General features: G+C 58.5%; 18 protein-coding genes. 10 read left to right on the top strand and 8 right to left on the bottom strand.

Annotated elements, in window-relative coordinates:
- Positions 1-78: 78 nt before the first annotated feature.
- Both iolG and iolB read left to right on the top strand, forming a co-directional pair.
- Positions 79-1,074 (top strand): inositol 2-dehydrogenase, encoded by a 996-nt coding sequence (gene iolG / locus QD172_RS09480; RefSeq protein ID WP_088743391.1) that lies wholly within the window; start codon positions 79-81, stop codon positions 1,072-1,074.
- 35 nt (positions 1,075-1,109) lie between these two features.
- Entirely contained in the window at positions 1,110-1,913 is an 804-nt protein-coding gene (iolB, locus tag QD172_RS09475; RefSeq protein ID WP_084208911.1) for a 5-deoxy-glucuronate isomerase, read from the top strand.
- Positions 1,914-2,014: 101 nt separating this feature from the next.
- Here the strand turns inward: iolB and QD172_RS09470 are convergent, their stop codons facing one another.
- The 3 genes from QD172_RS09470 to QD172_RS09460 all read right to left on the bottom strand — a co-directional run bounded on the left by QD172_RS09470 (position 2,015) and on the right by QD172_RS09460 (position 6,654).
- The gene (locus QD172_RS09470) at positions 2,015-3,637 is read right to left on the bottom strand and encodes a BCCT family transporter (RefSeq protein ID WP_279855606.1); all 1,623 of its coding nucleotides are present in this window, start codon (positions 3,635-3,637) and stop codon (positions 2,015-2,017) included.
- Between the two features lie 313 nt (positions 3,638-3,950).
- Positions 3,951-5,561, bottom strand: a complete 1,611-nt coding sequence (locus QD172_RS09465; RefSeq protein ID WP_084208901.1) for a BCCT family transporter — start codon at positions 5,559-5,561, stop codon at positions 3,951-3,953.
- Between the two features lie 211 nt (positions 5,562-5,772).
- Positions 5,773-6,654, bottom strand: coding sequence for a LysR family transcriptional regulator (locus QD172_RS09460; protein ID WP_279855605.1), 882 nt, complete (start codon positions 6,652-6,654; stop codon positions 5,773-5,775).
- A 131-nt stretch (positions 6,655-6,785) separates the two neighbouring features.
- On the opposite strand from QD172_RS09460, the gene QD172_RS09455 reads away from it, so the two are divergent.
- The 5 genes from QD172_RS09455 (at position 6,786) to QD172_RS09435 (ending at position 13,047) form a co-directional block, all read left to right on the top strand.
- Entirely contained in the window at positions 6,786-7,691 is a 906-nt protein-coding gene (locus tag QD172_RS09455; RefSeq protein ID WP_347882031.1) for a phytanoyl-CoA dioxygenase family protein, read from the top strand.
- An 86-nt stretch (positions 7,692-7,777) separates the two neighbouring features.
- On the top strand, positions 7,778-9,034 hold the full coding sequence (locus QD172_RS09450) for a Xaa-Pro peptidase family protein (RefSeq protein ID WP_279855604.1): 1,257 nt from the start codon (positions 7,778-7,780) through the stop codon (positions 9,032-9,034).
- A 267-nt stretch (positions 9,035-9,301) separates the two neighbouring features.
- Entirely contained in the window at positions 9,302-10,216 is a 915-nt protein-coding gene (locus QD172_RS09445) for a LysR substrate-binding domain-containing protein (RefSeq protein ID WP_084208899.1), read from the top strand.
- Positions 10,217-10,545: 329 nt separating this feature from the next.
- On the top strand, positions 10,546-11,505 hold the full coding sequence (locus tag QD172_RS09440) for an NAD(P)-dependent oxidoreductase (protein WP_279855603.1): 960 nt from the start codon (positions 10,546-10,548) through the stop codon (positions 11,503-11,505).
- Between the two features lie 108 nt (positions 11,506-11,613).
- Complete coding sequence (locus tag QD172_RS09435) at positions 11,614-13,047, top strand: aldehyde dehydrogenase family protein (protein WP_279855602.1); 1,434 nt, start codon at positions 11,614-11,616, stop codon at positions 13,045-13,047.
- Positions 13,048-13,351: 304 nt separating this feature from the next.
- On the opposite strand, the gene QD172_RS09430 is transcribed toward QD172_RS09435, so the two are convergent.
- The 5 genes from QD172_RS09430 to QD172_RS09410 form a co-directional block, all read right to left on the bottom strand.
- Positions 13,352-14,110: an IclR family transcriptional regulator gene (locus tag QD172_RS09430; protein ID WP_279855601.1), complete on the bottom strand. Its 759-nt coding sequence runs from the start codon at positions 14,108-14,110 to the stop codon at positions 13,352-13,354.
- A 180-nt stretch (positions 14,111-14,290) separates the two neighbouring features.
- Entirely contained in the window at positions 14,291-15,919 is a 1,629-nt protein-coding gene (locus tag QD172_RS09425) for a GMC family oxidoreductase N-terminal domain-containing protein (RefSeq protein ID WP_279855600.1), read from the bottom strand.
- A gap of 5 nt (positions 15,920-15,924) precedes the next feature.
- Positions 15,925-17,160 carry a mandelate racemase/muconate lactonizing enzyme family protein gene (locus tag QD172_RS09420; RefSeq protein WP_176502594.1) on the bottom strand — a complete coding sequence of 412 codons (1,236 nt, stop codon included), beginning with the start codon at positions 17,158-17,160 and terminating at the stop codon, positions 15,925-15,927.
- Positions 17,161-17,332: 172 nt separating this feature from the next.
- Positions 17,333-18,757 (bottom strand): aldehyde dehydrogenase, encoded by a 1,425-nt coding sequence (gene aldA / locus QD172_RS09415; RefSeq protein WP_136938011.1) that lies wholly within the window; start codon positions 18,755-18,757, stop codon positions 17,333-17,335.
- A gap of 86 nt (positions 18,758-18,843) precedes the next feature.
- Positions 18,844-18,984, bottom strand: a complete 141-nt coding sequence (locus QD172_RS09410) for a hypothetical protein (protein ID WP_176502593.1) — start codon at positions 18,982-18,984, stop codon at positions 18,844-18,846.
- A 301-nt stretch (positions 18,985-19,285) separates the two neighbouring features.
- On the opposite strand from QD172_RS09410, the gene tssI reads away from it, so the two are divergent.
- The 3 genes from tssI to QD172_RS09395 are packed head-to-tail and all read left to right on the top strand — an operon-like array spanning position 19,286 to position 26,016.
- On the top strand, positions 19,286-21,892 hold the full coding sequence (gene tssI / locus QD172_RS09405) for a type VI secretion system tip protein TssI/VgrG (protein WP_279855599.1): 2,607 nt from the start codon (positions 19,286-19,288) through the stop codon (positions 21,890-21,892).
- Between the two features lies 1 nt (position 21,893).
- Positions 21,894-22,787: a DUF4123 domain-containing protein gene (locus QD172_RS09400; protein ID WP_279855598.1), complete on the top strand. Its 894-nt coding sequence runs from the start codon at positions 21,894-21,896 to the stop codon at positions 22,785-22,787.
- Between the two features lie 4 nt (positions 22,788-22,791).
- Positions 22,792-26,016, top strand: a complete 3,225-nt coding sequence (locus QD172_RS09395) for a T6SS effector BTH_I2691 family protein (protein ID WP_279855597.1) — start codon at positions 22,792-22,794, stop codon at positions 26,014-26,016.

Raw genomic sequence — 26,016 nt, 5'->3', positions numbered from 1 at the left:
TAGTGACCGCCGACAATCTCTCTCAATTCGTTCGAGACGCAACAACAACAAACGCCATAGATATGGAGGACGCTTCACATGAAAATCGCTCTGCTGGGCGCCGGTCGCATCGGCCGTGTTCACGCTCGCGCCATCTCTGATCACCCCCTGGCGCAACTGGCATGTGTCAGTGATGCCTTCCCGGAGGCTGCCAATTCACTCGCTGCGGAATATGGTGTGCCGGTGATGACGGCGGAGGACATCTTCGCGTCAGCGGAGATTGATGGCGTTCTGATCGCCTCCTCCACTCCGACTCACTGTGACTTCCTTGAGCGTGCGGCCCGTGCGGGCAAGGCGGTACTTTGCGAGAAGCCGATCGATCTGGATCTTGCGCGAACGCGTCACTGTCTTGGTGTGCTGGCGGAGCACCCCGTGACCTGTGCTCTGGGGTTCAATCGTCGCCATGACCCTCAGTTCTCGGCGCTCAAGCAGGCGCTGGAAGCGGGACGAATCGGCGAACTCGAGATGATCACCATCACCAGCCGTGATCCAGAGCCGCCGCCCGCAGAATATGTGGCAGCCTCGGGAGGACTCTTCCGTGACATGAGCATTCATGATCTGGACATGGCGGTCTGGCTGCTGGGCGAGCCGGTCACGGAGGTGACGGTCAGTGGCAGCTGCCTCGTGGATCCAGCCATCGGTGAAGCGGGAGATCTGGATAGCGCACTCATCAATCTGAAGAGTGCTTCCGGCAAGTTGGTCTCCATCAGCAACTCGCGTCGTGCCTGTTACGGCTATGACCAGCGGATCGAGGTCTTTGGCAGCCAGGGCATGCTGGAGGCGCGCAACGAGACGGATACGCGCCTGCGCTTCACCGGCGTGGAAGGTGTGGTGGAAGAGCGTCCACAGTGGTTCTTCCTCGAGCGTTACGCGCAGGCCTATGTGCGTGAAGTGGGAGATTTCGTCACTGCCTGGCAAGAAGGTCGTGCCCCGCTGGCCGGCGCGCAGGATGGACTCGCCGCGCTTGAACTGGCCGAAGCGGCGTTGATTTCCTATCGCGAAGGGCGCCGGGTACTGCTCAGTGAGATTCGTTGAGCCCACTTCTCCCTGCTGCTGAAAAGGACAAGAACATGACACTTCTCGTGAGACCGCATGCCCCTGGTGAAGATGGAACGCTACTGGAAGTCACTCCGGAATCTGCAGGCTGGACACACGTAGGCTTTCGCGTACATCGCCTGAAACAAGGTGAGCGTTTCGAGCGCCACACCGAGAGTCGCGAACAGTGCCTCGTGCTGCTCTCGGGACGCGCAACCGTGCGTACCGGTGACCAGACGTTCGAGAACATCGGTGAACGCATGAGCGTGTTTGAACACCTGCCGCCGTACTCGGTGTATCTTCCGGACGGGATAGCCTATTCAGTGGAAGCACTGACGGAGCTGGAGATAGCCGTCTGCAGTGCTCCGGGGCATGGCAATCATGCCGCTCGCCTGATTCGCCCCGAGCAGGTGGCCTGTTCGACACGTGGCGAGGGGACCAACACACGTCACGTGCAGGACATTCTTCCCCAGACGGAGCCCGCCGATAGTCTGTTGGTGGTGGAGGTCTATACGCCCCCTGGCAACTGGTCCAGCTACCCTCCGCACAAGCACTGTGCCGACAATCTGCCGGAAGAGTCTTTCCTGGAGGAGACGTACTACCACAAGCTCAATCCGTCACAAGGGTTTGCGTTCCAGCGCGTCTATACCGATGACCGATCCCTGGATGAAACCATGGCGGTGGAAGATGGCTGCTGTGTGATGGTACCGGAGGGGTATCATCCCGCCGCCGCTCCACACGGCTATGAGCTTTATTATCTCAATGTCATGGCTGGCCCCAAGCGGGTCTGGAAATTCAAGAATGACCCCGCGCATGAGTGGATCGTCGACATGAAATGATGCCCGAGCCGCATGATGAGAGCTGCCTCACTGTCGACACTCTCATGAAAACGCCCTGCACAATGTGCAGGGCGTTTTCGTTGTGACGCATCAATCGCAGTCTACTGCGAGGTTGCCGACGATTTGCGTGTGCTCTCCCAGCGTTGGTGGGCCTCCGGGGAGTAACTGCGGGAAGGCGTGTGCTCGAGACCGATCTTGGCGGTACCGATCGACACCAGGCGCAGCAGGGAGGCTGTCGCGACAATCACGATGAACAGCGCCGGGACACCGCCGAGGTTGGAGAGCATCTTGATGCCATCGATCCCGACGAATGCGGTCATGATCCAGGCGACGGCACCGATGGTGCAGCCCCAGATGATCTTCATGAGCAGGCGGTCATTGGTATTTTCATCGCTGTCTCCGGCCATGGCAGCCTGACTGTCGGTGCTGCACAGCTGACTGATCGCTTCGGTATTGGAGTCAGCCGCCGTCACGAAGGACAGGAAGGCGATGATCAGGAAGACGATGCCGACCAGGCCGCTCATCGGAAGCTCATCGAACAGGGCATAGATGACGGAACCGGCACCTGAATCATTCAGCAATTGATACATCGCGCCGCCGCTCTGCATATCGAATTCGATGGTGGAGCTTGCGAAGACACTGACATAGGTAATCGAGAACAGGGCGGGTGCGACCAGGTTGATCAGCATGAACTGACGCACGGTATAGCCACGGGAGATCTTGCCGAGGAACAGGGCGGAAATCGGTGCCCATGCCATCCAGTTGGCCCAGTAGAAGATGCTCCAGCTCTTCGGCCACGGATCACCATCAAAGGCACCGGTGAACAGGCTTTTCTGCATGAAATTGTTGAAATACTCGCCAGCCGCTTCCGTGCCGTAGCCGAGAATGGTCTGGGTCGGGCCACACAGGAAGACAAAGGCCATGAAGACGAAGAAGGCCTTGGCATTGATGGCGGATAGACGCGCGATGCCTTTCTGCAGACCGCTGGCCGCGGAGGCGGTAAAGCAGGCCACGATGGCCAGCGTCACCAGACCCAGCATCATGGTGCCGGTACCGGTGCCCAGGAAGCGATCCAGGCCGCCGGCAAGCGTCATGGCACCGGTTCCCAGCGAAGATGCCATGCCGCAGACCAGCGCAAACAACGCCAATGCATCCAGCGCACGCCCCTTGCGACCGATCAGCTTGTCACCGATCAATGGCACGAAAAGCGCACCCAGAGAGAAGGGTTTTCCCAGGTTGTAATGCATCAGGGCAAACAGCAAGGCGGGGACGGTATAGATGGCATACGGCGTGAATGACCAGTGAAGGAACATGGTCGATAGTGCGAATCTGGCAGCCTCAGGCGTATTGGCAGCCACATCCAGTGAACCTGGCGGAGTATGCAGATGATAGAGCGGTTCTGCGGTTGACCAGAACATGATGCCAACGGCCAGGGTGGTACACAGCGTGATGGAGAACCAGCGCCATGGCGTCAGAATCCGACTGGCATTTTCTCCGCCGATTCGCGTGCGTCCCAATGGTGAAAGGTATGTCACCAGGCACGTTACCACCATGGCAAGCGCCGTGATCGAGAACAGCCAACCGAACTTGTCGAGCACCCAGTCATTCAGGGTGGTGGTGGTCGCGAGGAATCCTTCAAGATTGATGAGGCTCGCGGCCACCGCAACCATCAGCAGGATGAACGGTGGCCAGAAGACGAGTGGGCGGACGGATGAACCAAACATGCGCATTCCTATAATTTCTTATGAGGATGCGGATGCTAACTCATAAATTTCTGTTTTGTCAGCGTTGAGATTCGCTCATCAACGGCGTATATACGCGCGCGTTCATGTAATGCGCTGGCAGGATTTACGGAAGGTTCTGTCAAAAATTACTCCAGAGGTGCGCGCGTTCTGACCGCCACGCGGGCCGCAGGGTCTACGCCACCGTGCGGGCCATGACGCTCAAGAGAAAACCACGACACCCCCGTCGCCTCTCGGCCCGGGGGTGTCGTGGTTTTCTCTTGAGGACTGCAGTATCACGCCATCTCGAGTTGGCTCAGCTGGACTGGGAAGATTGCCAACGCTGATGGGCTTCTGCCGAATAACTGCGTGACGGCGTGTGCTCGAGTCCGATCTTGGCGGTACCGATGGAGACCAGTCGAATCAACGAGGCAGTCGCGCCGATGACGATGAACAGCGCCGGCACGCCGCCGAGATTGGAGAGCATCTTGATGCCGTCGATGCCGACGAAGGAGGTCATGATCCAGGCGACGGCGCCGATGGTCGAGCCCCAGATGATCTTCATCATCAGTCGCCCCTTGCTGCGGTCTTCGCTTTCGTTGCCTGCCAGAGCCTCCTGGCTATCCGAGCTGCAGAGTTGGCTGATGGCATCGGTATTGGAGTCGGCCGCTGTCACGAAGGACAGGAAGGCGATGACCAGGAAGATCCCCCCCACCAGAGAGCTCATCGGTAGCTCATCGAAGAGTGCGTAGATCACCGAGCCCGCGCCGGAATCCGAGAGGATGCCATACAGGGCGCCGCCACTTTCCATATCCAGCTTGATCGTGGTGCTGCTGAACACCGCGACATAGATGATCGAGAAGAGCGAGGGCGCCACCATGTTGATCAGCATGAACTGCCGCACGGTATAGCCCCGCGAGATCTTGCCCAGGAACAGGGCGGAAATCGGTGCCCATGCCATCCAGTTGGCCCAGTAGAAGATGGTCCAGCTCTGTGGCCAGGGGTCATTGTCGAAGGCCCCGGTGAACAGATTCTTGCTCATGAAGTTGGTGAAGTACTCGCCAGCCGCTTCCGTGCCGTAGCCGAGGATGGTCAGCGTCGGACCGAAGGCGAACACGAAGATGAGAAAGGCGAAGAAGGCCTTGGCGTTGATGGCGGACAGGCGTGCGATGCCCTTCTGCAGACCACTGGCCGCTGAAGCGGTGAAACACAGCACGATCGCGAGGGTGACGATGCCCAGCATCAGCGGACCTGAGCCAGTGCCGAGGAAGCGGTCGATGCCGCCTGCCAGGGTCATGGCCCCTGTGCCGAGGGACGACGCCATGCCACAGACCAGGGCGAAGAGCGCGAGTGCATCGAGCACACGTCCCTTGCGACCGATCAGTCGGTCTCCCAGCAGCGGCACGAACAGGGTGCCGAGCGAGAAGGGCTTGCCGAGGTTGTAATGCATCAGGGCAAAGATCAGCGCAGGGACGGTGTAGATCGCATAGGGCGTGAACGACCAGTGCAGGAACATGGTCGAGAGCGCGAACCGCGCGGCTTCCGGGCTATTGGCGGCAATGTCCAGCGAAGTGGGCGGCGAGTGAAGATGATAAAGCGGCTCTGCGGTCGACCAGAACATGATGCCTACGGCCAACGTGGTGCATAACGTGATGGAGAACCAACGCCATGGGGACAACAGTCGCGTCGCGTTCTCGCCGCCGATACGGGTACGGCCCAGTGGCGAAAGATAGGCGATGAGGCAGGCCACCACCATGCTGAGCGCCGTGATGGAAAACAACCAGCCTAACTTGCTGAGTACCTGGTTGTTGAGATTGGTGGTGACAGCCAGAAAGCTGTCCAGATCGATCAAGCTCGCTAATACGGAGGCGAACAGCAGAATGAAAGGTGGCCAGAAGACCAGTGGACGCACGGATGCTCCGAACATGTGAGTTTCCTCGTTCTTGTTGTCGTGTCTTGCGATGTTGCCGGGGAGGGCGCCAGTCGATCAGGGGCATGCAGTGAACTGCCGTGCAGCGTAGGGCAGTGGTAAGAGAAAAATCTTCTCGGCTGTCGTCAATGGATGCGTGGAGGGCGTATTCGGGATAGTGAAAATTCGTGCATAAGCAGCAAGACCGCATGGGCGGCACCTTCTCGCCTCAGGTCTGAGCCTCGTCTCGCAACAATTCGCGAATCATCTCTGCACAGGTATCGAATATCGGGTGCGTCAGGCTGGGAGAGCGATGAAGTTCGATCTCCGCGGTAGGCAGCGTTGGCAGACCCATGTCCTCACCCAGTTCATACCAGTCTTCAGGCAACGAACGTCGATCTGCCACCGTGATGGCATGGCCCTGATTGACGATGACTCTCAAGCCGCTGGGGCTCTGACTGGTGGAATCGATACGCCAGCCGCGTTCGGCCTGCGTCAGGGCGGACAAGGCCCGTTCGCGATAGATGCATTGCTCAGGGAACAGTGCCAATGGCAGCGGAGCGCAGGGGTCCAGCACGAAGCGTTGATGCGCCGCCCACACCACAGGCTCGCGAGACAGCAACTCCCCCTGGCGTTGTTGGTTGTGACTGACCGCGATGACCAGATCCAGCTGACCGGCATCGAGCTGTTCCAGCAGTTCCGTGGACATCCGGCAGTGGATGTGTGGCCGGATCTGGGGATGACGCTCACTGATCTGTGCCAATAGCTGCGGCAGCCAGGTGGTGGCGTAGTCCTCCGGCAAGCCGAGGCGCAACGTGATCGGTTGATCGTTTTCACCGAGGGCAGCCACGGCTTCACGTTGCAATTGCAGGATGCGGCGTGCGTAGCGAAGAAACGTTCGGCCGGCATCGGTCAATTCCATATGACGACTGGTGCGTATCAGCAGTCGGTAGCCGAGTCGTTCCTCGAGAGTGCTGATGCGCAGACTGACGGTGGACTGGGTACGGTGCAGATGGCGTGACGCCTGAGTGAAGCTCCCGCTGTCGGCGACGGTCACGAATGCCAGCAGCAGATCCGTATCCAGCGAGGGCAAGGGGCGAGGCGCGTTCACGCTTGATGTATCGGGTCTGCCGATGGATTTCATTGAAATGACTCGTTTCTCAAATGCATGGATTCTGGCCAGCATAGTGCCTGACCCACGAGCTGTCTTGTCCCCCAGCCCCATGACGTGAGGATACCTCCGTGACTGACCTGACTTCCGCGATGCCCCCGCCATTGGCCGATGCCGAGACCGTCGATCTCTCCGCGTTGGTCGATACCGAGCGTTACCCCCTGCATGACCCCCGATCTCCAGCGCTTGAGGCCGCGATCGCCAAGGCGCGTGAAGATCTTGAACGTGAGGGTTGCGCCGTATTGAGAGGATTTCTGCGTCCGGAGCGTCTTGCGCAGATGCAAGCGGAAACGGCTCGTCTCGCCGAGTGCGCGTTCTTCAACACTCGCGAGGTGAATGCCTATTTCACGGCCGATGACGACCGCTTGCCCCACCAGGATCCGCGTCGCCTGTTCATGACCCGCACCAGTGGCTTCGTGACGCGCGACATGATTCCTGCCGATAGCCTGATGCAGCGGCTGTACGTCTCGCAGGCCATGAAGCAACTGGTGTCGGCCTGTCTTGGGCGCGAGCGGGTGTACGAGTATGCCGACCCCTTTGCCGGGCTCGTGCTCAACGTGCTGCCAGAGGGAACCGAGCAACCCTGGCACTACGACACCAACGAATTCATCGTCACCATGATGACCCAACGGCCCGAGAGTGGTGGACAGTTCGAGTATTGTCCCGGCATCCGCACCCCCAACGATGAACACTACGCTGCCGTGGGCGAAGTGATCCGGGGAGAGTCGCGTGAAGCGGTGAAGACCCTGAGTCTCAACCCGGGGGATCTGCAGTTGTTCAAGGGGCGGTTCAGTCTGCACCGCGTCACGCAGGTGTCGGGTGAGGTGCCCCGACTGACGGCGATCTTCGCCTATTCCGAAACGCCGGGAGTGGTGGGGCGACTGGAACGCACGCGCCAGCTGTATGGGCGCGTCTCGGAGCAGCACATTCTGGCGGAAGCCCGATACGTCCAGCGCGCCGACGGTCTGCTCGACTGATCGATGTCCGGTATACCCGTGACGCCTTCTCAACTTGCATGCGCCTTTCGGGCGCTTGATCGAACACTCCCCACAGGGCATCCCACATGAAAATGGACCTGACGGCGATGGGCATCCTCGCTCCGACCCATGTACTGGAAGACTGCGAACCGACGTCGGAAGAGATTGCGCAGATCCAATGTGACCGACTCGCGCGTGTTCGCCAGGAGTTGGCCCGACGCGATATCACGGCGGCAGTCCTGTTCGACCCGGCACACGTCCGCTATGCCACCGGGTCCCGCAACATGCAGGTGTACAGTTCGCGCAATCCCGCTCGCTACGTATTCGTCCCCGCCGCAGGGCCGGTCGTGTTGTTCGAGTTCTCGGGGTGCGAACACCTGGCCAGCCATCTACCGACCGTGGACGAGATTCGCCCGGCCAAGGCGATTTCCTATTACTTCAACGAGAAGAATACACAAGCCGTCACCAGAGCCTGGGCGGATGAAATCATCGATCTGGTGCGTCAGTGCGGCGGAGGTGAGCGGATCGCCATCGAAAGCGCAACCGCGGAAGCCGCTTTCATGCTCGAGCAGCGAGGCTATCAGGTGCTGGATGCTCAGGAGCCTCTTGAGCAGGCGCGAGCCTTCAAGGTGCCCAACGAGATAAAGATGATTCGCTCCTCGCTGAGAGCGGTCGAGGAGGGAGTGCGCAAACTGGAGGCCTCCATACGGCCTGGGGTCACCGAGAATCACGTCTGGTCCCGGCTGCATCAGCACATCATCGAGACAGACGCCGACTTCATCGAGACCCGCCTCATGAATTCCGGGCCGCGCACCAATCCCTGGTTCCAGGAATGTTCCGACCGGATCATCCAGGCGGGAGAACTGGTCGCGCTGGATACCGATGTGGTCGGGCGTTACGGGTACTACGCGGATTTCTCGAGAACCTTCCTGTGTGGCACGGGTGAGGCCAGCGCCGAGCAGAAATCGCTCTATCGCATGGCGTATGACCAGATCCAGACCAACATGGAAAATCTCAAGCCGGGGGTCAGCTTCAAGGAATACGCCGAACGTGCCTGGCGCATCCCTCCCGGCTATCGCGCGCGTCGCTACTTTGCCCTGGCACATGGTGTCGGAATGAACGGTGAGTATCCCTACATCGTTCATCGCGAGGATATCGAGGACAAGGGTTACGACGGCATTCTCGAGCCTGGGATGACGCTATGCGTGGAGAGCTATATCGGACATGAGTCCGGCGGCGAAGGCGTCAAGCTCGAAGAGCAGCTGTACATTCGTGACGATGGTCAGGTGGAACTGTTGTCGGACTATCCCTTCGATGAGCGCCTGCTGAGCCAGGCCGTTTGAGTCAGGCCGGTTGAGTCAGGCCGGCGGAGCCGGACCCAGGTAGCTTGCCGACGCGCATCGGCATTACGCGGCATGGCGGCTTTGGTAACATGAGGTCAATTGTGCGGGTGGCTGTCAGCGACGGTCACCCGCTTTGCCATTGTCTCATGGCGAAAGAGGGCCAGAGGGCGGCCGTGTGCCGTGAACGGGAGAGAGCGTCGAGAACGTCTATCGTTCATGGGTACCGGTTGCTTCCTGCTCGCCTTTCGCCTTTCGTGAGTGTCGTCTATGCCAACCCCTCTGCCACTGCAGAAACTGCCGCCCTTGAGTTCGCTGAAAGGGTTTGAAGCGGCTGCGCGTCTGCTGAGTCTCCGCGCGGCTGCCGAGGAGCTGAACCTGACGCATCCGGCCATCGCCAACCAGATTCAGCGTCTCGAAGAGAGTCTGGAGGTGAAACTGTTTGCCCGTGAAGGCCGTCATGTGGTGCTGACGGCGGCTGGCGAGCGTTTCTATCCGGTGGTGCGTGAAGCGCTGGCGGGTCTGGTGCAAGGCGCCGAGTCTCTGCGCCAGATGCAGCATGCCCAGCCGCTGACGATTCAGGTCTATGTGACGACCTCGATTCGCTGGTTGGCACCTCGCTTGTCGCATTTCCAGGCCATGCATCCTGAAGTCGAGCTCAAGCTGATGACGTGCAGTCTCGGCTGGGAGTTCGATGAGGCCAATGCCGATGTCGGTATCGTGTTCCGCGATGCGCCGCTGGCGGATCACCTCCACTGGCAGCCGTTGTTCGAGTCACGCCTCTTCCCGGTCTGCAGCCCTCAGCTGCTGGGCGATGATGCACGCCCGGTCCCCGCGGATGCCTTGAAGACGCTGCCGTTGATCGGGGTCTACACCGAGGGCTGGAATTGGGAGAGTTACTTCGAGGCATTGTCGCTAGGCCCTTGTCCTACCCGCAATTGCATCGTGGTCGACACCCTGGCTGTCGCCCTGGAGATGGCGGCGCGGGGGGAGGGCGTGGCATTGGTCAACGGGCCCTTTGCCGACGATGACCTGGCGAACGGTCGACTCATCAACCCGACCGGGCAGGTGACGACAGGGCGCGGTGAATGGGGTGCTGTCTGTCACCGCGAGCTGGAGCGGGATCCGCGCGTCGCGACCCTCCTTGGCTGGCTGGCGTCGCAGAGTCGCAGCGTGCCTACCTGATCCGCCAGAGCGAGAGCGGTTACGTGACAACGCCACCTTCGGGTGGCGTTCTTGTTTCCGACATCTGGTTCTGGGTTCTGGCGCATAAGGCTCTGACGTTTGTGGGCGGATCGCGGATCGCGGATCGCTGTGCGGAGGCGCGGGGTCTAGGCGGGCTCACAAAAATTGTTACCAATCGCCAAATTCTTATGAATTGTTGGCAGGCAGGTCGGCCAGTAGGGTGAGCCTCAAGATGACATGGGCCACACCGGACAGGATTTCCCTCCGTCCCGAGCGGCCCTGTGCAGTACACCGGACAGCCAGCAGGCAGACAGCAGAGAGGACAGCACATGAAAGTCGGATTCATCGGTCTCGGTAACGTGGGTGGCAAGCTGGCAGGTAGCCTGCTGCGCAATGGGCATGACGTCACCGTGCGTGACCTTGACCCGGAAGCCGCCAAGCCTTTCCTCGCGCAGGGTGCCAAGTGGGCGGATTCTTCCAAGGAACTCGCCGAAGCCAACGACATGGTCATCACCTGCCTGCCGTCTCCGGCTGCCTGCAGCGCCGTGATGGAAAGCGATGACGGCATCATTGCCGGTCTGTGCGAAGGCAAGATCTGGCTCGAGATGAGTACCACCGATGACGGCGAACTGCGTCGCATCGCCGACAAGGTGCTGGCCACCGGTGCCAAGGCACTGGAAGCCCCGGTCTCTGGCGGCTGCCACCGCGCCGCCACTGGCAACATCTCCATCTTTGTCGGCGGTGACCGCGAATCCTTCGAGCAGGTGCTGCCGGTGCTGACCAACCTGGGTCGCCGTGTCCTGCACACCGGGGAACTGGGCACCGCCTCGGTGCTCAAGGTGATGACCAACTACCTGGCCACCGCCAACCTGTGCGCCGTCGCCGAAGCCCTGACCGTCTGCAAGAAGGCCGGCATGGACATGAATACCACTTACGAGGCGATCAAGATTTCCTCGGGCAACTCCTTCGTCCACGAGACCGAGTCCCAGGTCATCCTGAACGGAAGCCGCAACATCAGCTTCACCATGGATCTGGTGCTCAAGGATGTCGGCCTGTTCGACACCCTGGCCAGGAACCTGGACGTGCCGCTGGAAATCTCCCCGATGCTGATGGACATCTTCCGCGATGGCCAGGAACGCTTCGGTCCGCGTGAGTGGTCCTCCAACATCATCCGTCGTCTCGAGGAAGCCGCCGATATCCGTGTGCTCGGCACCGGCTTCCCGGCAGAGTTGACCGATGACGAGCCGGAAGAAGTCGGCTACGAGGTCGGCGTTACCGGCCGCAGCTGAGCCGTGAAGACTGCCCCGGGGTGCCGTGCGAATGGCCTCCGGGGCATTTGCGTTTGAGACTCACCCTCAGGGAGAGTGTTATCTCCCACCAGCAACGAGAGGTCTGGCATGCAACATCACGACAACTTCTACATCAATGGCCACTGGCAGACACCCTTCGGGCGCGAGCGCATGGAGGTCATCAATCCGGCCACCGGCGAGCTGTGCGCCAGTGTGCCGCGCGCCGGTGAGCAGGATGTGGAGGCTGCCATCATGGCAGCACGTCAGGCGCTGCCTGCCTGGTCCACGACATCCGCGCAGGAACGCCACGATATCCTGATGGCGGCAGCGGATGAGATGCAGCGTCGCTTCGATGAGCTGCGCGACGTCCAGGTGCTCACCATGGGTTGCCCGGTGCAACTGGCCGGCGCGCTACACGTGGAAGGCCCCATCGAGGGAATGCGTTACTACGCTGAACGCGCCTTCCAGATGGAAGAGGACGAGCGCAAGGGCGATGTGACGCTGATGCGCGAGCCCATCGGCGTCTGCTCGCTGATCAATCCGTGGAACTATCCGCTGCATCAGTTGATCGGCAAGCTGGCCCCGGCGCTGGCGGCAGGCTGCACCGTGATCGCCAAGCCGACAGAGCAGACCCCGCTGCAGGACTTCATCATGGCCGAGATCTTCGAGAAGGTCGGTCTGCCTGCAGGTGTCTTCAATGTGGTGACGGGCGAGGGTAGCGAGATCGGTCCGGTGATGTCCGGCCATCCGCAAGTGGATATGGTGTCCTTCACTGGCTCCACCATTGCCGGTAGCAAGGTCGCCGAGAGTGCCGCGCCCACCGTCAAGCGGGTCTGTCAGGAACTGGGTGGCAAGTCGCCGCTGCTGGTGACCGAAGATGCCGACCTGGCCGCGGCCGTGCGCTTGAACGTCGAGAACGTGATGGCCAACACCGGCCAGACCTGCGACGCCTTCACTCGCTTGCTGGTGCCGCGTTCGCGACTGGAAGAGGCGACCCGCCTGGCGGTCGAGATCGCCAATGAGCAGGTGGTGGGTGACCCGAACGACCCGGCGACCACCATGGGGCCGCTGGTCTCCGAGCGTCAGCGCGAACGTGTCCTGCATCTGGTGCAGCGTGCCATCGATGACGGTGTCGAGCTGGCGCTCGGTGGCGTCGAGCCGCCCGAAGGGCTCGAGAAGGGCTACTATGTGCGTCCGACCATCTTCACCAATGTCAGCAATGAAATGGAGATCGCCCGTGAGGAGATCTTCGGCCCGGTGTTGTGCATCCTGCCCTACGACGACGTGAAGCAGGGGATCGCCATCGCCAATGACAGCGTCTATGGCCTGTCATCTGCGGTCTATGCGCGTGACGCCGAGGCAGCATTGCCCATCGCCCGCTGCATGCAGGCAGGACAATGCTATCTGCAAGGGGCAGAGTTCTCCTTCGATGCCCCCTTCGGTGGCTACAAGCGTTCCGGCAACGGCCGCGAATGGGGTGACGAAGGCCTGGCGGAATATGTCGAGGTCAAGGCACTGCTCGGGGCGCCGGCCATCGCCTGACAGAAGGCGGGCCGCGCCGCCGTGATGCCACGCAAGATACCCGTGATTCGTGAGGCCAGAGTGGCCCGTGAATCACGGGTATCTTGCATTCGCGCCATCGACCATTCGCGCCATCGACAAAAGGCGCCCTCAAGGTACTTGTCGGCTGTCGCCGCCGCGTTTCGCTATCAGAGCAACGCCCATCGCGTCTGTCAGATCGCTGGGTGCTGAAAAATACCTATATTGGGCGCTGAAAATACCTATATATAGTGGCAAGACTTTGTGCGGTGCAGCATGGCGGGCTCGCCAGGCAACGTTTTCGGCCTCAGATGATGCGCGAGGACAGCTGGCGCGCCGCCTGGACCAGATGCTTGGAGTAGGCGCGTGCCTGCTGCGGATTCAGCCAGTCCTGGCTGATGACGGCGCTAATGGCGGCGATGGGCTCATTGCGCATGTTCAGTACAGGCGCGGCGATACAGCTCAATTGTCCCTCGGCATCGCCACTGGATACGGCATACCCGAGGCGTTGCGCACGCTCAAGCTTGGCATCCATCTCGTCACGGCGTTCGGCCAGTTCGGGCGTGATACGCGTCGCAGCCTCCAGGTACAGCTGACGCGAGCTCTCGGGGCGCATGGCGAGAATCGCCTTGCCGGCGGCGCAGGCGTGCTGAGCCATGGTCTTGCCGATATAGAGGTTGTAGCTGCCACTGCCGGAGGCATCGACCTTCGAGATCACCACCACCTGGTCGCCGATGGGGATGCACAGGAAGATCGAGCGATGAATCTCGTTCTTGAGAATCTCCGCGATGGGGTAGAAGACCGGGATCAGGCTCTGCTTGTTGTAGATCGTCGAGGAGATCTGGAAGATGCGCGAGCCGATGCAATAGGACTTCTTGCGACCGGGATCGTGAGCGACCAGCTGATGGTGCAGCAGGGAGTTGATCACGCGGTGACCGGTAGCGGGCGAGATTCCGGTGGACTCACAGATTTCCGAGAGCGTCAGCGGGTAGGAGGCTGCCGCAAGCAGATCCAGAATCATGACACTGTGGTCGACGGCAGGGGCTTTGGTCTTCTCGTGATTCATGAACGCGGGGTCACTCCGAAACGCGAATCTCGGTCACAGGCGGCTTCTGACCGAAGGCTGTGACACTGTGACGACGGAAGGGCGATGCCTCGGACTGCATCGCCCATCCGTGGAAAGGGGAACGGCCCATAGGGTACCAGACCCATGGGCCGTTCGTGGGGTTGGCGGCTATCCGCCGGGTCAGTCAGCGTGGTCGGCCAGCACCAGATCCGCGCCTTTTTCCGCCACCATCATCACCGGCGCATTCAGGTTGCCGGAGGTGATATTGGGGAAGATGGCGGCATCGATGACGCGCAGCCCCGCCACGCCATGTACCTTCAGCCGGCTGTCGACCACGGCGTTCGCCTTGTCCGGCCCCATCGCGCAGGAACCGCACAGGTGGTAGATGGAGCCACCCTGGGAGCGGAAATACGCAAGCATGCTGTCCTCATCGTGGGCCGTCTCGGCCGGGGCGACCTCGCATTCGGTGACGGCCTTGAGAGCGGGCGCGCCCATCAGCTTGCGCACCAGACGACTGCCCTGAATCACCTCATCGATGTCCTTCTGGGTACTGAGGTAGTTGGGGCAGATCGTCGCCGGGTCTGCCGGGTCTGCCGAGGACAGTGAAATGCTGCCACGGCTGGTCGGTCGGCAGGAATTGAAGGCCAGCAGGAAGCCGGAATACGGCTCCGGTGTCAGCTTGGCTCTCGGGTCGTTGGGAATCTGGTAGGACATCGGATTGAAGTAGAGCTGGATGTTCGGCTCTGGCTCCGCCTCGCTGCCCCGGAAGAATCCTCCGGCCTGATTCACGCTCATGCCCAGCGGCCCGCTGCGGTTGATCAGATACTGCAGTCCCGCCTTGGCCTGGCCCCAGAAGGACGCGAAGTCATCATTCAGTGTGGTGCGATTGGCGCGGTAGTAGTAGCTGGCGCACAGGTGGTCCTGCAGATTCTGACCGACGGCCGGCAGGTCTACCTGTGTCTCGATACCATGCGTGGCCAGCGCCTCACGCCCGCCGATCCCCGAAAGCTGCAGCAGCTTCGGGGAGTCCACGGCGCCAGCGCAGAGAATGACTTCGCGACGCGCCGTCACCTCGATGACTTCGTCATCAAGCCGGTAGGCAACACCCGTGGCACGCTTGCCGCCATCGGGCGTCTCTTCCAGCGTCACGCGCTCCACCCGACAGATATGCTTGAGCGTGAGGTTGTCGCGTGACAGTGCCGGCTTCAGGTAGGCGGTATTGCTGGAATCCCGCTGTCCCTTGCGGATGTTGGCCTCATAGATGCCAGCCCCCTCGAAGTGTTCGCCATTGAAATCATCATTGAGCGTGTACCCTAGCTCGCGGGCACCTTCCAGCCACGACTGACAGATCGGGTGCGCGCCATGTTTCAGCGGCGTGATGCCGATCAGGCCCTGGCCGGAGCGATACTCGGTATCGCCATCCGGGTGGCATTCAAGACGCTTGAAGTAGGGCAGTACCTCGCGATAGGACCAGCCCTCGTTGCCGGCGCGCGCCCAGTCATCGAAGTCCGAGGCCTGACCCCGGACATAGATCATCGCATTGATGGAACCGGAGCCACCCTGCACCTTGCCGCGAGGGGTATAGATCTTGCGGCCCCCCATCGCGGCTTCTTCCTTGCTGTAATACATGTAGTTGTAGGTCGGGTTGTAGTAGGTCTTGGCGAACCCGACCGGCACCTTGATCCAGGGCGAGGTGTCCTTGCCGCCGGCCTCCAGCAGCAACACCTTGTGGCGACCGTTGGCGCTCAGCCGGTTGGCGAGGATGCACCCCGCCGACCCGGCACCGACAATGATGAAATCGTATTGCATCGGCGTTACGCCTCCGGCTTGCGCTTCCAGTCGGTGCTGGACTGTTCCTTCACGTCATAGGGACGCGGGTCCATGCTCAGGTGCAGTGTCCGGCCGGTGTAAGGCGAATTGGCCTTGACCACGTCCATGTCCAGCTCGACCCCCAGACCCGGCTTGGTGGAGGGGATGATGTAGCCATCACGCCACTCGATCTTCTCCTTGAGCACATCGGCGTGGAAGCCATCCCAGGTGCCGATGCTTTCCTGAATCAGGAAGTTGGGCGTGGCGGTCGCCAGCTGGATGCTGGCCGCGGCGCCGACCGGGCCGTTGTAGAGATGCGGTGCGATCTGGGCGTAATAGACTTCTGCCAGCGCCGCGATCTTCTTGCCTTCCAGAATGCCGCCGACGCGCCCCAGGTTCATCTGCAGGATGGAGGCCGCGTTATTCTTGAGCACATCGTGGAATTCGTACTTGGTGGTCAGGCGCTCACCGGTCGCGACCGGAATGGAGGTGTGGTCTGCCACGCGCGCCATGGCTTCGCTCTGTCCCGGTGGTACCGGCTCTTCCAGCCACAGCGGGTCATAGGGCTCGAGATACTTGGCGAGACGAATGGCAGATGCCGGTGTCATCTGGCCGTGGGTGCCGAACAGCAGATCACAGCTGTTGCCGACCGCTTCGCGGATGCGGCGGCAGAAGGTGGCGCTCTTGTCCATGCCTTCCAGAGACAGCATCTGGCCGGAGTAGGCGGTGTAGGGGCCAGCCGGATCGAACTTCAATGCGGTGAAGCCCTTTTCCTTGTTCTCCAGTGCGCACTCGACGGCCAGCTCGACGTTGTCATAGTCGTAGTTGCCGCGTGCATCCTTGGGGTACAGGTAGGTGTAGGAACGCAGCTTGTCGTGGACCTTGCCACCGATCAGTTCATAGACCGGCAGGCCAGCCGCCTTGCCGACGATGTCCCAGCAGGCCATCTCGAGACCACTCAGCACGCCCATCATGGTGAGATCAGGGCGTTGGGTGAAGCCACTGGAGAAGGCTTCGCGGTACAGACGTTCAATATGATGCGGGTTCTTGCCTTCCAGATAACGCGAGAAGACATCGGCGATCGCCTTGCTCATGACTTCCGGATGGAAGGTGGCGGCGTAGACTTCACCGACCCCTTCAATGCCGCAAGCGGTACGTAGCTGGACGAAGATCCAGTACATGCCGCCGACGTGGGGCGGCGGAGTGGCGACGATGTGTGTCTCGCAACTGACAACTTTCATGGTGGCAGGCCTTTCAGTGGTCACTGGCTAGCAGGATGGTGTGGGAGCGCACTGCTTGGCATGCCGTCATTCGACGCCAACAGCGCGCTTCCGGAAAGAAATGGGGTAGGGCGTCAGCGCCTCCGAGGAGAGGGCTCCCCGGAGGCGTGACAGGCAAGACGGAATGGCGTGATCAGTAGTTCATCACGACCAGACGGGTCTGGGTGTAGTCGAGCATGCCGTGCTTGCCATCATCACCGCCCAGACCAGAGCGCTTCCAGCCGGCGTGGTAGCCCTGGTAGGGGTCCGCCGGGGTGCGGTTGATGTAGAGCTCGCCGGCTTCGATGTTGTTGGCGACCTTCATGGCAGTGCGATAGTTCTCGGTGAAGACCACGGAGGCCAGGCCGAACTGGTGATCGTTGGCCAGCTCCAGGGCTTCATCGATATCGCGGTAGGTCAGCACTGGCAGCACCGGACCGAAGATCTCTTCCTGCACGATCTCCATGTCCTGACGGCAACCGGTCAGCAGGGTCGGCGGGTAGAAGTGACCCTTGCCCTCGGGGATGTAGCCGCCGATTTCCAGAGTGGCGCCGTCATCGATGGCGCGTTCCACCATCTGATGGATGTTGAGGCGCGAATTCTCGTTGATCAGCGGCCCCATCAGGCTGGCATCGTCCAGTCGGTTGCCGAACTTGACGCCTTCCATCTGCTGCTTCAGCTGGGCGACGAAATCGTCATAGACGGATTCGTGCACATAGACACGCTCGATGGCGGTGCACAGCTGGCCACAGTTGGTGAGGGTAGAGGCCGCGATCTGTGCCGCTGCCTTGGCCAGATCGGCATCCGGTTCGACGATGGCCGGTGACTTGCCGCCCAGCTCCAACGAGGACTTGGCGATGTTGACCTGGGAATATTCCAGCACCTTGCGACCGGCGCCGACGCTGCCGGTCAGGGTGATCATGCCCACCTTGGGATGTGTGCAGACGGCTTCCGCGGTGCCGTGGTCCATCGCCAGGATGTTGACGATGCCTGCCGGAATACCGGCATCCTGGATCGCCTTGGCGATCTCGAAGGCGGAGGTCGGGGTGTTGTTGCTTGGACGCACGACCACGGCATTGCCGGTGATCAGCGCCGGGGCAATCTTGCGCAGCAGGGTGAATACCGGGTAGTTGAACGGAATCAGGCAGGCCACGACGCCGATGGGCTCACGCTGCAGCAGCAGGCTTTCATTGGGAGTGTCGCTGGGGACGATCTCGCCCTCGATACGGCGTGCCCACTCGGCGTGGTAGCGCGTGATGTCGGCGGCGTAGACGGCTTCATTGGTAGCGTCTTCCAGGCTCTTGCCCGACTCATCTGCCAATGCCTGGCCGATGGCATCCTTGCGCGCCATCAGGGCCTCGGCAAGCTTGTGCATGTAGCCGGCACGCTCGGTGCTGGTCTTGGCACGCCAGTCCTTCTGAGCCTTGGCCGCAATGCTCACCGCTTCAAGCGCTTCGTCAGTGGTTGCTGCCTGCACCTGACCTACCAGTGCTTCGGTGGCCGGGTTGTAGACCGAAATCATCTCGCCCTGGGATGAGGCGACGAATTCGTTGTTGATGAAGTTCTTGTCAGTGCGCATGCATCACTCCTCCTGAATTTGGCTTACAGGCTATGAAGCGGTGCCAAGACTGTCAAACTGTTTTTCACATACGGAAGTTAAATTCCTTATATGGAATTTTTGATTGGAACTACCTTGATCGTCATGTCTTCCATGGCTGTCATGCCTGCCTGTGGCGGCGGCCATGCCATCGAGAGATTTCCGCTGGCATCCTGGGGCATGTCCTGTTCAGCGATGTCATCTGCCATGGCAGTGCTTCACGCTACATGCTGCCGGCGAAAAGAGAGTGGGAAAGCCGTTGGTTCTGACACGATCTCATGACGCGCGTGCAGGAATGTCAGGCGAGAATTCCCACATTTGAGTTGCCTCTTTCTGGCCCTTCATGGCGCATCTTTCGCTGGAATTAACGCGCTTTCAGCGTAAGTGTTCACTCTGTTGAGTCATTAACTAAATCAGTGCATTCCTATATGCTGTGCCACCTGATCGAGAGCCAGGGACGGGCCAGTGACCTAAGGCCATCGTCTACGTCAATTGCCAGGGATGCAGAACATGTCAGATTCATGGGTACTCGACGCCTTGCTGTCGTCGTTTGATGTCTCACTGAGCCAGAACGAGCGCCTGCTCACGCTTGAGATGAGTGGCGCGGACTTCATCCCTCATCGCCTGGTGGGGGAAGAGCGTATGTCGCGTCCCTTCGCTTATACCCTCGACTGCATCTCCCAGAACGGCGATATCGAGCTCAAGACCCTGATGGCGCAGCCGGCGGCGCTCTCGGTGCGTCAGGCCGATGGCAGCTACCGCGAGCTTTCGGGGCTGGTCGAGTCCGCCGCGCTGCTCGGTGAGGACGGTGGCGTCTTCTATTACCAGCTGACGCTGGTGCCGTGGATGGCGATGCTCAAGCTCGGCCGCGACAGCCGCATCTTCCAGGACCTCACCGCGGTCGAGGTGATCGAGTCGGTGTTCTCGAATCACGCCATCGCGCAAGGTGAAGCCCAGGGCGGCTGGCGGCTGGATCTGCGCCGCGAGTATCCGGCGCGCAGCTACTGCGTGCAGTATCGCGAGAGCGATTTCCAGTTCGTCAATCGCCTGATGGAGCAGGAAGGGCTGTTCTACTACTTCGAACATGCCACTGACGACAGCGACTTCAATGGCCACCGCCTCGTCATCACCGACGATGTCGCGACCTGCGCACCGGTCGAGCCACAAGTCATCCGCTTCCATCGCCAGGACGCCACCGAACTGGAAGACTCCATCACCCAGTGGAGCGGCCGCCGTCAGCAGCAACCGACGCGCGTCAGCCTCGGCACCTTCGATTACAAGCAGCCGGGCCTCGAAAAGCGCTCAGGCCAGGACACGCGTAGCGATCAGGGCAACCTCAGCGAGCAGGAAGTCAACGACTATCCCGGCGAGTACTACTTTGATGACCATTCGCGCGGCGAACGCCTGACCGTCAATCGTCTCGAGGCCCATGAATCCCGCGCCAAGCGTTTCTACGGTGCCGGGGGTACCCGCCAGTTGAAGGTCGGCCGCTGGTTCGAACTCAGCCAGCACGCCCGCCATGAAGACGGCGATTCCAGTGAGCGCGAATTTCTGGTGCTTGGCCTGACCGTCTGCGCCGAGAATGCGCTGCCGGTCTCCGCACACCTCAAGGCGCTACCGGGCAGCCTGCAGGCGCGCATGGCCGAGGCACGCAAGGCGCATGGCCTCAATGAAAGCGCTCACGAAGACTACGCCGATGTCGGCACCGGCCAGTACCTGATCGACTTCGAATCTCAGCGCCTCAGTCAGCCGTATCGTCCGTCTCTCGATCATCCGCGCCCCAATCTGGGTGGCCCGCAGACCGCGATTGTCGTCGGCCCCGAGAACGAAGAGATTCACACCGACTCGCTCAACCGCGTGCGCGTCCAGTTCCACTGGGACCGCAGCGAGAAGGGTGCCGCCGATGCCAGCTGCTGGCTGCGTGTCGCCCAGCCCAACGCCGGTGCCGGCTGGGGCAGTGTGTTCGTGCCGCGTATCGGCCAGGAAGTCATCGTCGATTTCCTCGAAGGCGACGTGGATCGTCCGCTGATCACCGGGCGGGTCTACAACGGCGACCAGACCCCGCAATGGCACTCCAACGGCCTGCTCTCCGGCCTCAAGAGCAAGACCTATCGTGGCAACAAGTACAACGAGCTGGTGTTCGATGACGCGACGGATCAGGAGCGTGTGCGCCTGAACTCGGAGCACGAGAAATCCCAGCTCAACCTCGGCTACCTGATCCACCAGCAGGGCAACACACGCGGCAGTTTCCGTGGCACCGGCTTCGAGCTGCGCTCGGACGCCTATGGGGCGATTCGTGCCAACAGCGGCCTGATGCTCAGTAGCTGGGGACAGATCGCGGCCAGTGGCGAGCAGCTGGATCTCTCTCCTGCGCAACAGCAACTCGCCAGCGCCTATCAGCTAGCCAATACGCTCAGCGACAGCGCCACCAGCCACAACGCCGAGGCGCTCGCGGCGCGCACGCAGATCAAGCAGGCCAGCGACGATACCCAAGGCACTTATGGCGCCGATGACAGCGGTAGCCGCTTCGACGGTAGCTCAGCCCAGAGCGCCACCAATGGCGGGCGAGGGCAGGCAGCGCGCCTGAATGCGCCCTGGCTGCATCTCACATCCCCCGCCGGCATCGCCACCAGTACGCCGGAATCGACGCACCTGGCACAGGGCCGCTCGCTCAGCGTCACCAGTGGCGAAGACATCAACCTGGCCACCGGGCGCAGTCTGGTAGGCGCCGTGGTCGAGAAGTTCTCGCTGTTCGTGCAGCGCTCCGGCATCAAGCTGTTTGCCGGCAAGGGCAAGGTCGAAGTTCAGGCGCAAAGCGATGCGATGGACCTGACGGCGGAAAAGGACGTCACCATCACCTCCACCGAGAACGACATCGATATCAATGCCGCCAAGGAGATTCTGCTCACCTGTGGTGGTGCCTATGTCCGCCTCAAGGACGGCAATATCGAACTGCACGCGCCGGGCAAGATTGATGTCAAAGGTGCGCAGCACAGCTTCGGTGGGCCGACGAGTCTGAATGCCGCGATGACGGAATTGCCGGAAGGCGAAGACTTGCTGTGTCCGAGTAAAGGACAAAGCGCTGCCGCCAATGGCGACGGTGTGGTGGAGTCCTGATATGGCCATGCTGGATGAGGCGGAATTCCTGCAGGTGGCAAGACAAGCGGCTACCGAGTCACGCCTGTATCGCGTGGTAGATCCAAGCAATACGCCGCAGCGCGCATTGAGTGCGAAGGACCAGAAATCCGCGGGCCTGGTACGCAACGGATTCTATGCCCAGACGCCATCGCAGAAACTCTATCTACAACCGGTGCCGCCAGAAACGCACCTGGGCAAAGAGCTGGAGAAGGAGAGGCAGCAACGCTCTGCAAGCCTCACCACTCCGGTCGCGTTCGGTGGCTGGGTCATCACAGCCCAGCCGCTCTCCAGCGTGGTGTCATATTTCCAGCGCCAACTTGAGCAGACGACCCCGGAAGGCAAGAAGGCGCTGCTGCGCTTTCATGACCCCAGGGTATTGGAGCGCCTCGAGGCCATTCTTGACCGCGAGCAGCTATCGGCATTGCTGGGGCCTGTCGATCAGTGGATCTACCTGGATAACGCCCACGCGCTGCAGAGCATCGCACCACACAGTGAGCAGCGTCACCTAGGGAGATTGAACCTGACATTGCCGCAGTGGTCTGCCATTAGACGGATAGGGATGCTGAATCATTGCCTGGAGCTATATCGCACGCTGCCGGAAGAGAGCAAGGCAGGTTCTGCAGATGCCGCAACTGCCGATGCGTTACTGGTCGCCGCAAAGGAGTGTGGTCTGGAAGAGCGACAGGATATCTCGGTCTTCGTGCTCCACGGGATGGTCACAACCCCGATGTTCTATCAGCATCCGATCATGCGCCAGTTACTGAGCGCCAGAGCGACACCTGATTCACGCAGCACTCACAGCTATATCAGCTTGACCAGCAAGCTTGAGAGCGCCGATTGGGACAAGATCATGGAAAGCAGGGAAAAGGTATAACCTCATGTCAGGTCAAATAGTAAATCAGCATGTCGCTTTGAGTGTCGTGAATGGCGAATGTCGTTTCTGCAAGCGTACTGGCTTTCCGATCCTGCCTGTTCGATATGCTGTCTGCCAACGTAATGATGCCAATCAGCAAATCCCTGAATTGTCAGAAGATAGGGTGAAGGCTTTTACTGATATAAAGCTTGACCAGACACTTGAAAACGGTAAGCGCACCACGCGCGTGGTTCCCTCTGAGGTCAAGGAAGAGATAGCTCATAGCACCTCCAGTCAGGTCAATAAATATATCCTTCGCCAATTGCGCAGCGGCTATCTTTACTTGTTCGATAAAGACAACCCCGATGGCATGTATTGGTCCGCATTTGCGATTACCGCCGATGGAAAATATTACCAGTTCCCCGTCAAGCAGCCCCCGTCTCTGGACAAGATGGCGATGCCGTGTACGCTCGAGTCAGGCAATAGGGATGGCGAGAGTGATGAAGAAAAAGTCACACGCGTCAAGAATGAATCGTTACAAGCCTCTCTGGTCACTATCACGACTCCTGACAAGAGCGGTGATGTGTATTATGCCTATACGGAACATGCATGGCCTGAAGGGTTTCTGGATGAGGTGAAATCCAGAATTCTCAGCGGTGATCCCTGGTGTGACAAGTATCTGCAGAAATTCAATGTTCCTGACTGGAAAGCAGGGGTGGCACAAGATCATGCTTTCAGCTTGGAAGAGCTGGATCAGGTCGCTGAATATAGTCCCGGCGCAGCAGGGCTGGATGAGCAATTCTGGTCCAGTGGACCAAAGCGTGATCTCTATAGCCCAGAAGAAATGAAGCAGACGATGAGCGAGCGTCTCAGATATGCCTCGACGGACTACGAGGGCAGAGGCTTGATCCTCGCGGTCAATGACGAAATAGGTATTATCCAAGAGCTCAACGCTTATCGTCACCAGGCGCTTGCTGCAATTGATGAATATTTTGATCCTGAGAAAGGAAATGAAGAGCGTCGTAGGATGAAGTTGTGTAGCAATGCTATTAAGGAATTCAAGGATAGTTTTGCTACATCATATAAACTTGTGGATGAAAATCGTCCTAAGGTGACTGGTCCTGCTTCTGTAGCAAAACAAATAGATTATGACATACTGAAGTCTAGGCAGGAGAGCACCCATGAGAACTTTAACGAGCAGATTGATAGAATATATGACTCTAAAGCGCTGATAGAGTTTGATAGAAAGTATAAAGATCATACTCGGAAATGTGATTTTTTGATGCGTGTGCATGATGATGATTATGCGCAGTGGTTGTACAAATATTCACAATCCTTAGTTCCCGGGTGTTTTTTCAATAACTTGGAGATTGGAGGGTTATACACAGATATAGTCTCACGGCTAATCAAGGGTGGGATATTGTCACCTGCCAGTGCATCCTGTTGGAAAGAGCTAACGGAAGATGTACTGAAAGATGATTCGTTTGTTATATCTGTCCTTTTCATGTTCGATAAGGATTTGATCGCTGATGCCTCGTTGGATACTTCGCAGCTGAGTGACGGTACCTACTTGGATGAAAGTAAGCTCCTGAAATGGCTTGCAGTCTTCGATGCTATCTTTGAAAGTTGTTCATATCAGACAAAAAATAAAGAAGAATTATACGAGACTATTATAAATTCTCAATCCTTAAATATTCAATCTATTGGATACTCGTTTGTCTATTTTCTGCAGCATTCTGTGAACGTTAATCTCTATAATTCGAATGCTAATCAAATAGTAGAAGAAAAAGCACTTGATAAATTCATGAAGTTAGTGCAAATGTCATGTATGGCTGGAGGAAATGCCTCTTCGAAAGAAGTTTCGTTTATTCTTCTTGAGCGTAAGACGGTGACACTATCAAACTATGAAGAATGGTTGCATGATTATCAGGATAAGATTATAAATAGTTCGAAAAAGAAAGCTGAGAATTTTAAATCAGAACCAGCTAGCAATGGTGGAAAGTCTAACATCCCTCTTCTGAGATGTATGTCTGGTACAAGTAAGTGTATAGAAGTAGTAATTCCAACCCATACGCTTAAGCAGAAAGATAATATCAATCAGGCCTATAGCCTATCTAATGATACAGGAAATTATATTGAATATGCAGGGGCTGCGGCCACTGTATTAGAAGGCATAACAGAAGAAAGAATAACCTCTAGTAGCTATGGCAAAATTGTACCTGCTGTACTTGCTATGGCCGGAGTAGCATTATCTGTCAGTAAGAATAAGGTGGAAGGTGAAGAAATAAAGTTTCACGCGATAGTATCAAACATAGCCTCAATAGGTGCTGCATCAATAAAGTTGGCAGAAGGTGTTTCGGCCCATATTCCTGCTAATTCTTGGGCCAGCTTCTCATTGAGTACACGATGGACTGTACTTGGGAATTTTTTAGGGCGTGTTTCTGGTTTGATTGCTCTTTATGATATAGTCGATAAATTTGATCAAGCCAACTCCGATAAACATAATGGCAGAGCTATTAGCGAAGAAAATAATAATATGATGGCTTCAGTAACCGCAAGCGCTACAGCTGTTGGTTTAATTGCAGGCTATCTCATCGCTGGAGTTATGGCAAGTTTGCTTGTAGGGGCTGTAATAGCGTTCGCGGTAATTGCCATCGGTATTAATTGGTATAAGACCTATGTCCCTGGTGCTGTTGAGACTTGGATTAGTAGAAGCTTCATCGGGTATGATACCGGCGGTATTCAGAAGTATGAGAACGCAAGTTCTGAGCTAAACGGATTGAATATGGTGTTTAGTGGTATTGAAATCGAGTTCTACATAAAAGATATATCATCAGACATAGATGAAGATGTGAGAGATCAACTAGCCGTTACATTGGGTGGCGAGTTATCGGTTTATTATATTGTTGAGTTTGTGATCAAAACTCCTGATATGAACGATTCTACCCTGAGTATTCAATACATTTCTTTAGATAAAGCTAAAACTTATGCAAGTATAAATCTTGAGTACACTGAGGATGCGATCGAGGAAGTAAAAGGTCATAACAATAGAGTCTTAACTCCAAATAGTAGATCATCTACAGATAATGGTATAAAGGTAGATGTTTCTAATAGTAACAATCGATATGTGATTGGCTCTAAATCTATATATAGTCAGTTAGATGCTCAAGATCTAGCTCTTAGAGTAGTGTTATCACAGGGTGAATCCCAGCTAGAAGATACAATCTATATTAAAAGAGAGGAGCTCTAA

The organism is Cobetia sp. 10Alg 146 (assembly GCF_029846385.1).
Taxonomy (GTDB): domain Bacteria; phylum Pseudomonadota; class Gammaproteobacteria; order Pseudomonadales; family Halomonadaceae; genus Cobetia; species Cobetia marina.
This window is presented reverse-complemented; position numbering and strand designations above follow the sequence as displayed.

Bases quoted from the DNA above. Each gene is read 5' to 3' on its own strand.
- QD172_RS09440 (WP_279855603.1), top strand. From the start codon at position 10,546: ATGAAAGTCGGATTCATCGGTCTCGGTAACGTGGGTGGCAAGCTGGCA.
- tssI (WP_279855599.1), top strand. From the start codon at position 19,286: ATGTCAGATTCATGGGTACTCGACGCCTTGCTGTCGTCGTTTGATGTC.
- iolG (WP_088743391.1), top strand. From the start codon at position 79: ATGAAAATCGCTCTGCTGGGCGCCGGTCGCATCGGCCGTGTTCACGCT.
- QD172_RS09450 (WP_279855604.1), top strand. From the start codon at position 7,778: ATGAAAATGGACCTGACGGCGATGGGCATCCTCGCTCCGACCCATGTA.
- QD172_RS09425 (WP_279855600.1), bottom strand. From the start codon at position 15,919: ATGCAATACGATTTCATCATTGTCGGTGCCGGGTCGGCGGGGTGCATC.
- QD172_RS09400 (WP_279855598.1), top strand. From the start codon at position 21,894: ATGGCCATGCTGGATGAGGCGGAATTCCTGCAGGTGGCAAGACAAGCG.
- QD172_RS09465 (WP_084208901.1), bottom strand. From the start codon at position 5,561: ATGTTCGGAGCATCCGTGCGTCCACTGGTCTTCTGGCCACCTTTCATT.
- aldA (WP_136938011.1), bottom strand. From the start codon at position 18,757: ATGCGCACTGACAAGAACTTCATCAACAACGAATTCGTCGCCTCATCC.
- QD172_RS09395 (WP_279855597.1), top strand. From the start codon at position 22,792: ATGTCAGGTCAAATAGTAAATCAGCATGTCGCTTTGAGTGTCGTGAAT.
- QD172_RS09435 (WP_279855602.1), top strand. From the start codon at position 11,614: ATGCAACATCACGACAACTTCTACATCAATGGCCACTGGCAGACACCC.
- iolB (WP_084208911.1), top strand. From the start codon at position 1,110: ATGACACTTCTCGTGAGACCGCATGCCCCTGGTGAAGATGGAACGCTA.
- QD172_RS09430 (WP_279855601.1), bottom strand. From the start codon at position 14,110: ATGAATCACGAGAAGACCAAAGCCCCTGCCGTCGACCACAGTGTCATG.
- QD172_RS09420 (WP_176502594.1), bottom strand. From the start codon at position 17,160: ATGAAAGTTGTCAGTTGCGAGACACACATCGTCGCCACTCCGCCGCCC.
- QD172_RS09470 (WP_279855606.1), bottom strand. From the start codon at position 3,637: ATGTTTGGTTCATCCGTCCGCCCACTCGTCTTCTGGCCACCGTTCATC.
- QD172_RS09445 (WP_084208899.1), top strand. From the start codon at position 9,302: ATGCCAACCCCTCTGCCACTGCAGAAACTGCCGCCCTTGAGTTCGCTG.
- QD172_RS09410 (WP_176502593.1), bottom strand. From the start codon at position 18,984: ATGGCAGATGACATCGCTGAACAGGACATGCCCCAGGATGCCAGCGGA.